Raw genomic sequence first — 13,906 nt, 5'->3', positions numbered from 1 at the left:
GCCTAACCCCACACCACGCCGGCGTCTGGTTTCGCCGTAGCCATCCGCGGCGGCCGCACCACGGTCACGGTGCAGGTCGCCTCCGCCGCCACCTTGGCCGAGACGCTGCCGAGCAGCGTGCGCCTGAAAGAGCTCTGCCGCGCGCCGATGATGACATGGTCGACCTGGTTGACCTCGGCGAATTCCAGCAGCGCAGCAGCGGAATCGACCGCCTCGAGCACATGAACCGACAGCCGGCTCTCGTCCAGCTTCAAGGGCGTCGCCCAATGCCGGAGCGCAACGAGACGATCGATGTGCTTGTTGGAGCCCTGCTCGTCCAGTGTCTTGTCGATCGCGATGCGGTTCAGCTTCAGCACGTTGACGCAAGCCAGCCGCGCCGACGGCAGCGTGGCAAGAATGCGCTCCGTCGTCACGCGCAGCGCCTCGTTCAGCTCGGCCGCACCTTCCTCCGTGTCGAGCGCAACCGCGAGGATCGGGCTCGAAGCGATCTGCTCCGCGACATCCGATTTCGCCCGCGGCGGCTTGACATCCTGGTTGAAGCGGCGCCGCCAGGCCACACTGAGGGGATCGCGTTTCATCCGCTCCGAACGCGCCGTCAGCTTGACCTGGTTCGGATGGGCGAGATCGAAGGCGAGCTGGGCCGCGGTCGGATAGCGCCAGACCGGCTCGATCTCCAGGCACCGCAACACCACCTCCTGGAGCCAGGGCGGATAGTCGGCGCGCAGGCTTCGCGGCGGATATGGATCGCGCCACAGCCGCCGCCGCATCGCGCGCAGCGTCTCGCCCTCGCCGAAGGGACGTTCGCCGGTGGTGAAGAAATAGAGCAGCACGCCGAGAGAGAACAAATCGCTGCGCGGATCGTCGCGCGCCCCTAACAGCCGCTCCGGCGCCATATAGGGCGCGGTGCCGTAGGGCAGGCGGAATTCCTCCTGCAGCAGATCAGGCAGATGGTCGTGATGGGACAGGCCGTAGTCGATCAGCACGGCCTCGCCGCTCTCACGGAACATGACGCTGCTGGGCTTGATGTCGTGATGGATCACGCTCTGCCGGTGCAGATCGGCGAGCGCGGCTGCAATCTTCGCGACCAGCAGGCCCGCCTCCTCGTAAGGCAGTGGCAGATCAGGCAGCCGCTTGTAGAGCGTGGTACCGGGAATGCGCTCGATCACGGCATAGGCCTGACGGGCGAAATCGCCGGTGCCGTAGCAGTGCGGCACGTGCGGACCTGCGAGCCGCGGCAGGATCATCATCTCCATCTCGAACGAGACGATTGCGGCGGGATCTTCGCCTTCCGATACCCGCGGCACCTTCATCAAAAGCGGCACATCGATGCCGGGATGGGTGACGGTCCACAGCGTCGCCATGCCGCCGGCATGGACGCATTCGCCGATCGTGTAGCCGTCGATCTCGGCGCCAGATTTGACCAGGGATTTGGGCATCTAGCGTCCCTGCGACAGTCGATCGGCGAGCCAGGGCGGCAGGCCGTTCTCGCGGATCTTGTTCGCCGCGCTCGCGATGTCATAGGGCACGCGGCAATAGGTGATCTGGCACGAGACCGTGTCGAACAGCCCGAACGATGCCGACGGATCGCCGTCGCGGGGCTGGCCCACCGAGCCGAGCACCGCGAGCCACTGCCGCCCGCGCAGGAGCTGCACCGGAACGTCGGTCTTTGGCACGAAGCTCGTCATCTTCGCGGTGACCGACATCGAATAGAGCGCGGGGCGATGAATGTGGCCGCAAAAGGTGACATGAGCAGGCGTCGCGATCAGGCTCTTGGCCGCATCCGCGGTCGAGCGGACGTAGTGCCAGCGCTTCGGGCTCGAGGCCTCCGAATGCACGAACAGGCGATCGCTGTCCTCCACAAGCATCGGCAGCTCGGACAGGAACCGCCGCTGTGCCGCGTCGAGCCGTCTGCGCGTCCACTCGATCGCGATTTGGGCCTCGCTGTTCATGCTCTCGGTGGTCGTGTTGACGGCTTCGTCATGGTTGCCGCGCACGGCAACGGCGCCGTGGGCGACCAGATCCATGGCGGTATCCACGACCCATTCCGGGTCGGCGCCATAGCCGACGAAATCGCCGAGCAGGATGAACCGCTCCGCGCCTTTCGCGCGCGCCACCTTCAGGCACGCCTCGAACGCCTGCCGGTTGCCGTGGATATCCGAGAAAACAGCGAGAAGCACGCACCCTCCACCCTCACATTCTTATTGAAAGCCGATAAAGCCAATTTGAGGGAGGTCAACAGGATGCGCCAGCGCGGGCCGGTTGACCAGCGCCGCACTGCTGCAATGGTGAAGGGCCTATTGCTCGTCCTTGGGCGGCATCCGGGGTGGCGGCAGTGGAGTGAATACCGTACCTTGCGCGCCTGCCGGCGGGGCATTGAACTCCCCGGTCGAGGAATCGCCGCCGCTGGTCTCGAGGATGGCCTTGGGCGTCACATATTCCCTGACCATGTCGATCAGGCTGCCCTCGCCGCCGCCAAAGTCGGCCGCGCGCCCGCCTTGCGGATGGCCAGCTGCGATCTCGTTCTCCGCTGCATGCGTCTTGTCGGCCAGGGTGTCGTTGTAGGGTACGCGGAAGGCCCGCGGAACGCCGCTCGGGCGATGATCTTCGTCGAGCTCCTCGACCCACAGATAGATCGAGCCGGGATCACCCTCCAGTGAATGCGGCTCCACGATCCGCGCCTTGAGCAGCTTGAAGGTCGCAGGCAGCCGGTCGCTGCTGGCCCAGCCGAGCAGCCCACGCATCTCGGTGAAGCTGACGACATAGAAGGCGCTGGTCACGACCACCGCCACCGCTTTCAGCGACCAGTGCAGCCGCGCATAGACCAGCACGACCAACAGGAGTGCGCCGATCACGGCGTAGGCGACCGACAGCGATAGAATGACCGTCTGCAAATTAATCACGACGGATCCTCGTCGCGTTCCTGCTCACGCCGGTCCTCGGGTCGAGATCGGCCCCATTGCGCCAGGTGCTACGAAACGTCTCCATCAGCGATTTCGGCCGCTGGCTCACATCGATGACCTTCCCCTCGGCATCGAGCCGGAACCGCACCGCGGTCTTCTCGTCGCCGGTGTGGTCGAGCGTGAACTTGTCGTCGAAGATCACCTGCGCGGTCGGATTGAGCTTTTGCACCTTCACATTGGCGGTCACCGGCTCGCCGGTCGTGGCGACGAAATGCGAGACGTTGACGGTGTATTCGCCGGGGACGATGCCGCGCAGCGTGACGATCTCCTCGCGGATCGGTGAAGCGATCTTCTTGCCGTTGACCATGATGAAATCGTTGGCCCCGCCGCGATCGTCGCGGTCGAGCGTGAGGAAGCCGGCCTCGCGGTGGCGATACCAGGCGATGTTGCCGGCGGGGTCCTGCACGAACAGATCGAGATCATCAGGATGATTGTCCGGCCAGTCGAGCGTGATCATGAACTCCGCCTTGGAGTCGATCTTGCCGTCCTTGGCATCGGGCGAGACCGCGAGCAGCGCGAGGAAGAACAGGAAGGCGACCACCTGGAGCGCCTTGAACAGCATCACGCCCAGCGGATCGAACGGCTCCTCGCGCGGATAGAGGCCGAAATCATCCATCATGACGACGTTCCAGCGCCCTCATTTCCAGCGCCCTTGCGTTCGAGAACCGGCGTCACATAGGTCTCGGTCAGGACCACGGCATCGGAGAATACCCGTTGGGTCGCGGCATCGAGCATGTAGTACTGGATGCGGACCAGGATGGAGCCGACGAGGCCGGCCAACGTGGTGTACATCGCGACCGCCATTCCGTCGCTCATCAGCCCCATCGAGGAGCGCATCGCAACCTTGTCGGCGGCGTCCAGTCCGGCGATCGGCGCCAGCATGATGATGAAGCCGATGATGGTGCCGAGCAGGCCGAGCTTCATCAACGTGTCGGAGACGAAGGCGCCGAACCCGTTGGAGCCGCGCAGGCGGTCGGCGAGCGTCCGCAACAGCAGCGTCTGGTCGACCGGGCGGTAGTCCTGCGCTGCGGCTTTCGTCACGAGGCTCTCGATGTGGTCCCGCACCAGCCCGCGCGGCAGCGCAGGCGCGCTCGCATCGAGCACCTTGCTTCCCTCGGGCGCCGCCAGCACCGCGCGGCAGCGTCGCGCCGCGGCTCCTTCGCGGGCGATCGACCGCGTCCGCAGGAAGCAGTGGCCGCAGGTGACGAGATAAAGCACCGCGATCACGCTCGAAATGTAGGTGCGGTCCGAGGTCAGCATCAGATGGATCAGGCCGAACCGCCACAGCAGCACGACGGCGAAGATCGACAGCCCGGTGAAAATCATCCAGAACAGCAACGCGCTGCGCTCGGATGGGTCGGTCGCAGTGCTCGCGATCGGTCCAATCGTCATCGAACTCATGCTGCGCTGCTCCTGACTGGCAGGGACTGGCCTGCAACGATTCCATCCCGATTAGATCAAAGCCGCCGCTTCAGGTCCAAAGACCCATGCCCAATCCGGCTTGGGAAATTTGCCCGAGCTGCAATCCCTGCCATTCCCTGCGATTGGCAAGGCGCGACGGCGTTGTTAGGCTGAGCTTACCAAACTTTGGGGTGATCGCATGCGCCTCGTGCTTCAGCTTGTCGCCCGTCTGCTTCTCATCGTTGCGCTGTGCCTCGGCGCGGCAACCGTGTGGGCCACGTTCGATGCCTATCGCAGCGTTGACCGGGCGACGGCGGCCTCCGCGCAGCGGGTCGCGCTGGCGCTTCAGGGCCTGTATTGGCACGAGTTGTTGCTGCGCAGCAGCAGAATGCGCGAGCATCTCGTTCCGGTTCCGGAGTGGCGCACGCTGGAGACGATGAAGCTCATCTCGCCCGGTATCTGCGTCGAGTTCCAGCCGGCAACTGCATTCGAAAGACCGCTCTGCGGTCAAAGCCAGGGGATCGGCCGGACGCCGCCAGGCTGGTTCGCGACGATCGTTCCGACCTTCCTTGGCAGCCATGCCGAAGTGGTGCGGCCCGTCAGCCCTCGCGCGGCAGCCGCCGGAACAGTGGTTGCGACGCCGGATCAAGCGGCCTCCATCTCGCTCGCCTGGGAGTACATCCTCAACGTGATCGACGTCGCGCTGCTGATGGCGGCAGCGATCGCACTGCTCGCCTCGCTTGCGATCGCGCACACGCTGGCACCGGCACGCGCCATTGTTCTCTCGCTGCAACGCATGGCGCGCGGCCAGTACCGCACAAGGCTGCCGCGCTTCCGCTCCATGGAGCTTGCCATGATCGGCGGCGCCGTCGATGCGCTCGGCGGCCGGCTCGAAGAGGCCACCGAACAGCGCGCCACTCTGACGCGGCGCCTGATCGAGATCCGCGACGACGAGCGACGCGCGCTCGCCCGCGAGCTGCATGACGAATTCGGCCAAAATCTCTCGGCGATCCTCGCTTTCGCCAACACGATCGAGAGGGCGAGCACGCAGCAAAACAAGGACAAAGGCATCGCGCAGGATGCGCGGATGATTTCGCAGGCCACGCACCATCTGATGGCCTCGCTCCGCGACACACTGAAGCGACTGCGCAATCCCCTGCCCGAGGAGCTCGGCCTGGAAGCGAGCCTCGTCAACCTCGTCGACAACTGGCGCTCGCAGAACGCGACGCAGCCGACGATCCAGCTCGACCTCAAGGGGGATCTCACCGACATCAACGGTCCGGCCGCGACGACCGCCTATCGCGTCGCCCAGGAATGCCTGACCAACGCGCTGCGCCACGGCGCGGCGCGCGAGATCTCGTTGCACGTGGAGCGCCGCGCCGGCGAGGACGATGCACTGCTGATTCGCGTCGAGGACGATGGCGGCGGCGATGCGGCCCGCGTGGAACGGTCGGCCGGCTTCGGCCTCACCGGCATCCGCGAGCGCGTGACGGCGGCCGGCGGCTCGCTGTCGATCCTGCCCGCAAGCCGCGGCCTCAGCGTCGCCGCGACGATCCCGCTCGCTGCGTGAGGCCGTCGTGAACGAGGTCGCAGCAACAGGCATCTCGGTGCTGCTGGTCGACGACCACCCGATCGTCCGCCAGGGCTACCGCCGCGTGCTGGAAAGCCAGGGCGATCTCCACGTCGTCGCGGAAGCCGACAACGCCGCGGATGCGTACTCCGCTTTCAAGGCGCACGACCCCGACGTTATCGTCATGGACATCTCGATGCCCGGCGCCAGCGGGCTCGAGGCGATCCGCAACATCCGTGCGCGCAATCCGCGGGCGCGCATCCTTGTGTTCACCATGCATAACGAGGCCGTGCTGGTGAAAGCTGCCTTCAATGCCGGTGCCTCCGGCTTCGTCACCAAGAGCAACGCGCCCACCGCCGTCGTCGACGCAATCCGCGGCGTCGCGCGTGGCGAACGTGCCATGAGCGATGACATCGCGCATGTGCTGGCGGAGGACAGTTTGTCGGCAGGCTCGGCGCTGGATCAATTGGGCGAGCGCGAAATCGAGATTTTGCGTCAGTTCGCCGGGGGCGCGACGACCGAGCAGATCGCGACGCATCTCAATCTCAGCGTCAAGACGGTGCAGAATTATCACTATCTGATCAAGACCAAGACCGGCGCGCGCACGGACGCGCAACTCGTGCGGTTGGCCGCGACTTGCGGGCTGACCAAGATCTAGATTCGGGCGGTAGTGAAGCGCGCCTTCTTCCTTCTCCCACAAGGGGCGAGGGAAAAGAGCGCTAAGCCTTCAACCCGCGCAGCAACAGCGCGAGCGTCGCGTCGACGCGCGCGGGCAGCTCAGCATCTTTCCATTCATCGGCATGGGCAGGATGGTGGAAGCGGCAGGTGGCATCGAACAGCGCGCGCGCCGTCGCCTTGACGTCGATCGCCGCGAACGCGCCCTGCTTGACGCCGTCGGCCAGGATCACGGCGATCTGGTCGATCATGGTGTCCTTGTGGCACTTGACGGCTGCGCAGGCCTCGCGCGCCAGCGTCAGATAGGTCTCGAACATTTCGGGGTCGTCGAGCACGCGCGAGCGCTTGGCGGCGAACAGCGTGCGCAGCCAGCGGTCGAGCCTGTCGGGCGCAGGTCCCTGCTCCTTGGTGATCGCCAGGAGCGGCGCATCGATGCGGTCGAGCCAGCGTTTGGCGACGGCCTCGCGCAGCGAAGCCTTGCTCGGGAAATGGCGATAGACGCTGCCGTGGCTCACATCGAGCGCGCGGGCAACGTCGACCACTGTGGCCTTGGCAAGTCCGTAGCGCCGCAACACGTCCTCGGTGACTTCGAGGATCCGCTCCGGCGTCAAGACAACGGCTTCGTTCATGCCAGCACCATGTTCCCGTTCAGGGTCCAGTTTTCCGGCGATGGATGCTTAGCGAAGCGCCCATACCGGTCGGTTCGGAAAGCGTCTCGCCTCAATGAGGCAGTTTTGCAGCCTGCGCCGCGATCTGGCGCGCGACCAGCAAATTGAGCCAATGCCCAATCGTGCCGGTGAAGTTGATGATTTCGGTCGTCATTTTCTTAGGTCTCCATTCGTCCGCGGTCCCCGCCTCCAAAACACGTCCCTCGATCCACGCTTGTTTCGGATCTCGGGCTCCCCAAGGAGGAATGACCACGGGACGCCCAATCGGAGCGTCCGGGAACGGATATACACGTCTCGCTGACAGATTTCAATATCTGTTAATCAATGACCCGTGACTGACAGTTAATTTTTACTCCTAGCGCTGCCAGCTCTGGCGAAGCCCCGTCACTCGCCGAGCCCAGCGGACAATGATACCATTCACTCGATCATCCCCCGCCACCTTGCTGCGCCGTTTGTTTCGCCCTCCCCCTCTGCCAAATGACGGCGTAGAAAGCATCATGACCGGCGTCGCACCCTTGGGCCGCGCTACGCTAACCCGCCCTAAGAAGAAGAACGGACCAGCCCCATGCCCATCGTCAACCGCATCGCCGCCCTCTCCGATGAAATGGCCGCCTGGCGCCATGACTTCCACGAAAATCCGGAGCTGCTCTACGAAGTCCATCGCACCGCCGGCATCGTCGCCGACAAGCTGCGCGAGTTCGGCTGCGACGAGGTGGTGACGGGCATCGGCCGCACCGGCGTCGTCGGCGTGATCCGCGGCCGCAAATCGTCCTCCGGCAAGGCGATCGGCCTGCGCGCCGACATGGACGCGCTGCCCATCATGGAAACCGCCGACGTGCCCTATGCCTCGAAGATCCCGGGCAAGATGCACGCCTGCGGCCATGACGGCCACACCGCGATGCTGTTGGGCGCCGCAAAGTACCTCGCCGAGACGCGTAATTTCGACGGCACCGCGGTCGTGATCTTCCAGCCCGCCGAGGAAGGTGGCGGAGGCGGCAAGGCCATGGTCGAGGACGGCCTCATGACACGGTGGAACATCGAGCAGGTCTACGGCATGCACAACATGCCGGGCCTGCCCGAGGGGCATTTCGCCACGACTCCAGGCCCGCTGCTCGCCTCCTCCGACAACATCCGCATCACCGTCCGCGGCAAGGGCGGCCATGCCGGCGCCACTCCGCATCAAGCCATCGACAGCGTGCTGATCGGCTCGCAGATCGTCAACGCGCTGCAATCGATCGTCGCGCGCAACATCGATCCGCTGAAATCGGCGGTGATCTCGATCACGCAATTCCACGCCGGCACCGCCTTCAACATCATTCCAGAGACCGCCGAACTCAGCGGCACCGTGCGCACGCTCGATCCCGACGTGCGCGATCTCGTCGAGCGCCGCATCGGCGAGGTCGCCGACAGCGTCGCCCGTGCCTATGGCGGCTCGGCAGAGACGAAATATTCGCGGATGTATCCGGTGACCCTGAATCACGCGCGCGAAGCCGGCGTCGCCGCCGACGTTGCCCGCGACATCGTCGGTTCCGAGCGCGTCAACGACCGCATCATCCCGATGATGGGCGCGGAGGATTTCTCGTTCATGCTGGAGGCGCGCCCCGGCGCGATGGTGCTGGTCGGCATGGGCGACAGTCCAGCATGTCACCACCCGGCCTACGTCTTCAACGACAACATCCTCGGCCACGGCGCCTCGTTCTGGGTGCGCCTGATCGAGACGGCGATGCCGGCCTAAAACGATCATTGGGTGGGTTGGCTCTGGGGCGTAACCCACCCTGCGACGCTAGGCCTGGACCACCTCGTGCCGCATCACGAACGGCGCGAGCAGCGTGTGCACCTCGTTGGCAACGGGCTCACGCTGGTCCGGCGGCAGCCCAGCCAGCGTGACGGTCGCGATCGAACCGTGGCTGCCGTGGGCACCGACCTTCACCTTGCAGTCGATGCCGCGCTCGCTGAGCGGCGTCAGCACCTTGGTGAACACGCGCTGCGCCGCGTCCCAGCGCAGCTGCGGCTTGAACACCTTGCCGACGCCGGTGACCGGCATCGGGTCGATCGGAATGACCTGCACCGGCACCGCCGCACGCTCCGGCGTACGCTCACGCACCCACGTCTCGAGCTCGCCGGGCTCGACCGTCGCGCCGGGCTTGAGCTGCACGTAACCCACCGGCAATTCGCCGGCGTAAGCATCGGGCTGGCCCACCACCGCGGCAAAGCCGACGGCGGGATGGCGGAACATGATCTCCTCGATCGGTGCCGGATCGATGTTGTGACCGCCGCGGATCACGAGATCCTTGGCGCGGCCGGTGATCCAGAGATAACCGTCGGCGTCCAACCGGCCGAGGTCGCCGGAATTGACCCACACCTTATCGACGAAGGCGCCCTTGTTGTGGGCTTCGTTGAGATAGCCGCCGAACACGCCGGGGCCGGCCATGATGACGACGCCGATCTCGTCGGGCTTGCAGTCGTGGATGAGATTGCCATCGGCGTCGAGTTGCACGATGCGCACGCGCGCGTAAGGCATGGGCAGCCCCACCGAGCCGAGCCGGATCGGTCGCGACGGATAGGCGAGCGTGTGGACGCTCGACGTCTCGGTCATGCCGTAGACCTCGACCACCGGCAGCTTGAGCTTCTCCTGGATCGCGGATCCCACGGCAACGGGAATGGCCGAACCGCCGCCGGCGGCATATTTCAGGCTGGAGATGTCAGCATTTCCCGGCGGCACCGCGAGCGCTGCGGCGAGCACCGTCGGCACGCTCGACAGCGCCTCGACCTTGAAGCGTTCGACCAGGCCCCAGATGTTCTTCACGGCGTTCGGATTGCGCCAGCCGCTCGGCGACAGCACGACCAGCGAGCCGCCGGCAGACAGCGTCAGCAGCACTTGCGTCAGCGAGCCGCCGACGTGAAACAGCGGCATGCCGAACAGCATGTTCGCGCCGGGCTTCGCCTTCAGCAGCAGGTTGAGCGCCCAGGCCTGATAGACTTGGTTGGCATGGGTATGCCGCACCAGCTTTGGCGTGCCGGTGGTGCCGCCGGTATGGAAATAGGCAGCGATGTCGCTGCCGAGAATCTTGCGCCCGCTGACAAGCCGGTCAGCCGGTTGCTGATTGATCAGATCGTTGAACGCGAAAATCCCGTTGGCAGGATCGCCGCCACCGGCCACCTGCACGATTGCCTTGAGGTGCTTGAGTGAGGGGCGGATCTGCTCGACCTTCTGCCAGATATCGGTCCCCGGCATCGGCCCAAGCGCCACCAGGATCTTCGTGTTCGCCGCTTCCAGGATTTCCGCGATCTGGTGCGGCTCCAGCAGCGGGTTGACGGGATTGGCGATGCCGGCCGCCTCGGCGCCGAACAGCGTCACGAAGGCATCGGTCAGCAGCGGCAACATGAAGGAGATGACGTCGCCCTTCTCCGCGCCCAGCGCGTGAAACATATTGGCGGCCTGCGTGACGCGCGCGATGAAGTCGCGGTAGGTGACGACAAGCGGCGTGTCAGAGGGATCGGCGTTTTGCAGAAACTGGATCGCCGCGCCGTCGGGATTTCGCGCGGCGCCGAGCCTGATGGCATCATAGGTACTCTCGGCCGCAACCCTTTCAGCATAGGGGACCTGCTCGAAGGCCCGGACTTCCTCGTCCGTCAAAAGCTCCGGATAGTCGTTGCCGATGAACCGATCGAGCGCGTGGATGCCCGTCATGGAATTCCGTCCTCCCTCAAATCCAGTCCCTCGCCGCCTGTCTTTTGACATTTGGTTCGGCGGGGTCTCGACCGAATGGCCGATCGAGCGGGAGCACAATGATGGATGATTTGGCGTTCGTCCATTGCCTGCCGGCTGCGGCGATAAACCTCGCCTGAGAGGCTTTTGAACCTCCCCGCCCGATCCGGGGACCAAGAACAGGCATTGGACTCGTCTGCCAGCGTCCTGCCGCAAGACTTGAGGTGATCATGACCACGCCCCTGCGGGACCGCGCCACACGGCTGATCCTCGCCTTCGCCATGACATCGGTGATCTCGGCAGCGACGGTCGTCTTGCCACACGCCGCGCGCGCAGAGGACCAGTTCGACAAGATGCGCGCCAAGATCGCGGACGCCAAGGGACGCGACCAACTGGCGCGCAAGCTCGCCTCTGCCGCGGAGGGATTGCCGTCGCATGCAGTTGCCGTGACCGACGGCGGTGACGGAGCGGTCCGGCTCGCGCCGACCGATGCCGCTTCCAGGGCGCGGCTGAACGAACTGGTCGAAGATTCCATCGCGATGATCGAACAGCGCCTCAAGGATGCCGGCATCAAGCTCGTCAGCGTCGTCCCTGACGGGACTGACCGTATCCGCATCTTCCTGCCGGGAGTGACCGACCCCGAACGTATCACCGCGATCTTCGCCCGGAAGGTCAAGGTCAGCTTCCGCCAAATCGATGCCTCGATGTCCGCAGAGCAGGCGCAATCCGGCACGCCGCCGGAGGGCTCTGAAGTGCTGCTCGGCTTCAAGGACAAGCGGCCCTATCTGGTCACCAAGGAGAGTTCGAAGGACAGCGCGCTCGACGGCAACGACATCAGCTACGCGGCGCCCGGCTTTGCTAGCGGCACCAAGGATCCGGTCGCCCAGTTCCGCTTCAACGGGCGCGGTGCGCGGCGCTTCGCCCACCTCACCGAAGAAAATGTCGGCCAAGCCCTGGCCATCGTGCTCGACGACAAAGTGATCTCCGCGCCCGTGATCCGCGAGCCCATCACCGCCGGCTCGGTGCAGATATCAGGCAACTTTACCCTCGAGGAGGCCAACAGCGTGGCCATGCTGCTGCGCGCAGGCGCCCTGCCCGGGCACCTGACACTCGTCGAGCAGCAGGTCGTCCAGCCCGGCGCCAAGCCTTAGGGCTTGCCGGGCCGCCTGTTAGTGCCGACCGCCCGCCCCTGACGCCGGGCTCGGCCTAGCGGCGCCGGCCCGAATCACGGGCGCGCCGGGATCATGCACGCAACCAACGGGCAATTGCCGAAACGGCCGATCAGGCTAAAATTTGTCCCTTGCGGCAGGGCGACCGAAGGCTTCATTTCAAGCGGTCGTCATTCGATTTCGGCTATACGTGCCGCGGATACCGACCAGCTCTGAAGGCCTTACGCGAGGTTCGTACCATGCCGTCCGGCAGCGCAGACATTTCCTCGATCCTCGACCGCATTCTCGATGCGGCCACGGATAATCTCAGGATCGCGAAAGTCCTGGTCCAGATGGGCCTCGATCCCAACAACGTCACCTGGGACGCAATCTTCAACCGGCTGCTCGAGATCTTCGTCCACAACATCACGCTGGCCAATTTGTTCGCCACGATCGGCGCCGGCTTCTTCGTCGCCACCCTCCTGATGCGGACAATGGTGCCCCTGCGCGTCGCCAACATGATCGGCTGCGCATTCTTCGCCATCTTCGGAGCACTCTCCGCCAACGTCTCGACGTTCCTGCTCTATCTGCTGATGCTTCCGATCAACGCACTGCGCCTGCGGCAGATGCTCAAGCTGGTCAAGAAAGCGCGGCATGCGGCCGAAGGCGACATGTCGATCGAATGGCTGAAGCCGTTCATGACCGAGCGCAAATATCGCCACGGTGACACGCTGTTCAAGCTCGGCGATCCGGCCAAGGAGATGCTGCTCACGGTGACCGGCAAGTTCCTGGTCAAGGAGATCGGCGTCGAGATCGGGCCCGGCGCGCTGATGGGCGAGCTCGGCTTTCTCACGCCGGACAACCGGCGCACCGGAACGATCGAATGCGTCGAAGACGGCCAGGTGCTGACGATCACCTATGACCGCCTGCTCGAGATCTACTTCCAGGATCCGCAGTTCGGCTATTATTTCCTGGTGCTGACCAGCCAGCGCCTCCTGCAGAACATCGATCGCCTGCAGAAGCAGCTGGCCGCGGCGCGGGCCGCGACCACGAACAAGATCGCCTGAACGCAGCTCAGCTGAGCAGCAGCGTCATTTCAGGATCGCCCTTCTCCATCGCACGCCGGTAGGCCGGACGCGCACTGACGCGGCCGAGATATCTGACCACGTTCGGGCAGCGCGAAAGATCGTAGGGCTGGAAGTAGCGCATCGTGGTGAGCGTGAAGACGGTCATGATGTCGGCCGTGGTGAAGCTGCTGCCCGCCAGATATTCGGCGTCGCGCACGCGCGCATCGACGAGATCGAATGCGCGGTCGATCCGCGCTTTGGTCGCGACCAGCATCGGATTGTCCTCGGTGAGCTTGAGCCGGTTCAACAGCATCAAGCGGCCCATGCCGGCCTGCAAGGTGCCGTTGGCGAAGTGAAACCAGTACAGGAATTGCGCGAAGTCGGGATCATCGACGCGGAGCACGAGGCGGCCATCGCCGTATTCGGCGATGATGTAGTCGACAATGGCGCCGGATTCGGCGAGCAGGAGATCGCCGTCGGTGATGACGGGCGCAGCTCCGATCGGATGCAGCGCCTTGTAGTCGGGCGGCGCCAGCATGGTGACGGAATCGCGCGCGTAGCGCTTCAGCTCGTAGGGGATCCCGAGCTCCTCGCACAGCCAGACGATGCGTTCGGACTGCGATTTGCCGAGATGGTGCACGGTGAGCATGGGCGTCTCCCTTGCGGCCGCAAATTGGATGAGCCGCGACGCCGCATCATACGCTGTCA

At 64.9% G+C, this 13,906-nt stretch carries 13 protein-coding genes; 5 read left to right on the top strand and 8 right to left on the bottom strand.

Annotated elements, in window-relative coordinates; translation table 11 throughout:
• Positions 1–2: 2 nt before the first annotated feature.
• The 5 genes from XH90_RS13620 to XH90_RS13600 form a co-directional block, all read right to left on the bottom strand.
• Positions 3–1,436: a bifunctional serine/threonine-protein kinase/universal stress protein gene (locus tag XH90_RS13620; protein WP_194481959.1), complete on the bottom strand. Its 1,434-nt coding sequence runs from the start codon at positions 1,434–1,436 to the stop codon at positions 3–5.
• A complete protein-coding gene (locus XH90_RS13615) occupies positions 1,437–2,177 on the bottom strand; it encodes a metallophosphoesterase (protein ID WP_194481958.1) in 741 nt (246 codons plus the stop codon).
• Positions 2,178–2,294: 117 nt separating this feature from the next.
• Entirely contained in the window at positions 2,295–2,900 is a 606-nt protein-coding gene (locus XH90_RS13610) for a hypothetical protein (protein ID WP_194481957.1), read from the bottom strand.
• A complete protein-coding gene (locus XH90_RS13605; protein ID WP_194481956.1) occupies positions 2,893–3,579 on the bottom strand; it encodes a hypothetical protein in 687 nt (228 codons plus the stop codon). The genes XH90_RS13610 and XH90_RS13605 overlap by 8 nt, the downstream gene beginning before the upstream one ends.
• Positions 3,576–4,361, bottom strand: a complete 786-nt coding sequence (locus tag XH90_RS13600; RefSeq protein ID WP_194481955.1) for a MotA/TolQ/ExbB proton channel family protein — start codon at positions 4,359–4,361, stop codon at positions 3,576–3,578. Before XH90_RS13600 ends, XH90_RS13605 begins: the two co-directional genes overlap by 4 nt.
• A 199-nt stretch (positions 4,362–4,560) precedes the next feature.
• Here XH90_RS13600 and XH90_RS13595 point away from each other — a divergent pair, with 199 nt between their 5' ends.
• Both XH90_RS13595 and XH90_RS13590 read left to right on the top strand, forming a co-directional pair.
• Entirely contained in the window at positions 4,561–5,931 is a 1,371-nt protein-coding gene (locus XH90_RS13595) for a sensor histidine kinase (protein ID WP_194481954.1), read from the top strand.
• Between the two features lie 7 nt (positions 5,932–5,938).
• Positions 5,939–6,589 (top strand): response regulator transcription factor, encoded by a 651-nt coding sequence (locus XH90_RS13590; RefSeq protein ID WP_194481953.1) that lies wholly within the window; start codon positions 5,939–5,941, stop codon positions 6,587–6,589.
• A 61-nt stretch (positions 6,590–6,650) separates the two neighbouring features.
• Here the strand turns inward: XH90_RS13590 and XH90_RS13585 are convergent, their stop codons facing one another.
• Complete coding sequence (locus XH90_RS13585) at positions 6,651–7,235, bottom strand: TetR family transcriptional regulator (protein WP_194481952.1); 585 nt, start codon at positions 7,233–7,235, stop codon at positions 6,651–6,653.
• A 604-nt stretch (positions 7,236–7,839) separates the two neighbouring features.
• On the opposite strand from XH90_RS13585, the gene XH90_RS13580 reads away from it, so the two are divergent.
• Positions 7,840–9,009 carry a M20 aminoacylase family protein gene (locus XH90_RS13580; protein ID WP_194481951.1) on the top strand — a complete coding sequence of 390 codons (1,170 nt, stop codon included), beginning with the start codon at positions 7,840–7,842 and terminating at the stop codon, positions 9,007–9,009.
• 48 nt (positions 9,010–9,057) lie between these two features.
• Here XH90_RS13580 and XH90_RS13575 read toward each other — a convergent pair whose 3' ends face one another.
• Complete coding sequence (locus XH90_RS13575) at positions 9,058–10,965, bottom strand: acyl-CoA synthetase (RefSeq protein ID WP_194481950.1); 1,908 nt, start codon at positions 10,963–10,965, stop codon at positions 9,058–9,060.
• 248 nt (positions 10,966–11,213) lie between these two features.
• Here XH90_RS13575 and XH90_RS13570 point away from each other — a divergent pair, with 248 nt between their 5' ends.
• Both XH90_RS13570 and XH90_RS13565 read left to right on the top strand, forming a co-directional pair.
• A complete protein-coding gene (locus tag XH90_RS13570) occupies positions 11,214–12,134 on the top strand; it encodes a preprotein translocase subunit SecD (protein WP_194481949.1) in 921 nt (306 codons plus the stop codon).
• 257 nt (positions 12,135–12,391) lie between these two features.
• Positions 12,392–13,198 (top strand): Crp/Fnr family transcriptional regulator, encoded by an 807-nt coding sequence (locus XH90_RS13565; protein WP_194481948.1) that lies wholly within the window; start codon positions 12,392–12,394, stop codon positions 13,196–13,198.
• Between the two features lie 7 nt (positions 13,199–13,205).
• On the opposite strand, the gene XH90_RS13560 is transcribed toward XH90_RS13565, so the two are convergent.
• Positions 13,206–13,847 carry a glutathione S-transferase family protein gene (locus XH90_RS13560; protein ID WP_194481947.1) on the bottom strand — a complete coding sequence of 214 codons (642 nt, stop codon included), beginning with the start codon at positions 13,845–13,847 and terminating at the stop codon, positions 13,206–13,208.
• Positions 13,848–13,906: the final 59 nt, after the last annotated feature.

Source organism: Bradyrhizobium sp. CCBAU 53338, from assembly GCF_015291665.1.
Classification (GTDB): Bacteria; Pseudomonadota; Alphaproteobacteria; order Rhizobiales; family Xanthobacteraceae; genus Bradyrhizobium.
This window is presented reverse-complemented; position numbering and strand designations above follow the sequence as displayed.

What these genes read in the sequence shown, in the direction of transcription:
- XH90_RS13560 (WP_194481947.1), bottom strand. Translation starts at nt 13,847, where the DNA reads ATGCTCACCGTGCACCATCTCGGCAAATCGCAGTCCGAACGCATCGTC.
- XH90_RS13585 (WP_194481952.1), bottom strand. Translation starts at nt 7,235, where the DNA reads ATGAACGAAGCCGTTGTCTTGACGCCGGAGCGGATCCTCGAAGTCACC.
- XH90_RS13600 (WP_194481955.1), bottom strand. Translation starts at nt 4,361, where the DNA reads ATGAGTTCGATGACGATTGGACCGATCGCGAGCACTGCGACCGACCCA.
- XH90_RS13575 (WP_194481950.1), bottom strand. Translation starts at nt 10,965, where the DNA reads ATGACGGGCATCCACGCGCTCGATCGGTTCATCGGCAACGACTATCCG.
- XH90_RS13565 (WP_194481948.1), top strand. Translation starts at nt 12,392, where the DNA reads ATGCCGTCCGGCAGCGCAGACATTTCCTCGATCCTCGACCGCATTCTC.
- XH90_RS13605 (WP_194481956.1), bottom strand. Translation starts at nt 3,579, where the DNA reads ATGATGGATGATTTCGGCCTCTATCCGCGCGAGGAGCCGTTCGATCCG.
- XH90_RS13620 (WP_194481959.1), bottom strand. Translation starts at nt 1,436, where the DNA reads ATGCCCAAATCCCTGGTCAAATCTGGCGCCGAGATCGACGGCTACACG.
- XH90_RS13580 (WP_194481951.1), top strand. Translation starts at nt 7,840, where the DNA reads ATGCCCATCGTCAACCGCATCGCCGCCCTCTCCGATGAAATGGCCGCC.
- XH90_RS13570 (WP_194481949.1), top strand. Translation starts at nt 11,214, where the DNA reads ATGACCACGCCCCTGCGGGACCGCGCCACACGGCTGATCCTCGCCTTC.
- XH90_RS13595 (WP_194481954.1), top strand. Translation starts at nt 4,561, where the DNA reads ATGCGCCTCGTGCTTCAGCTTGTCGCCCGTCTGCTTCTCATCGTTGCG.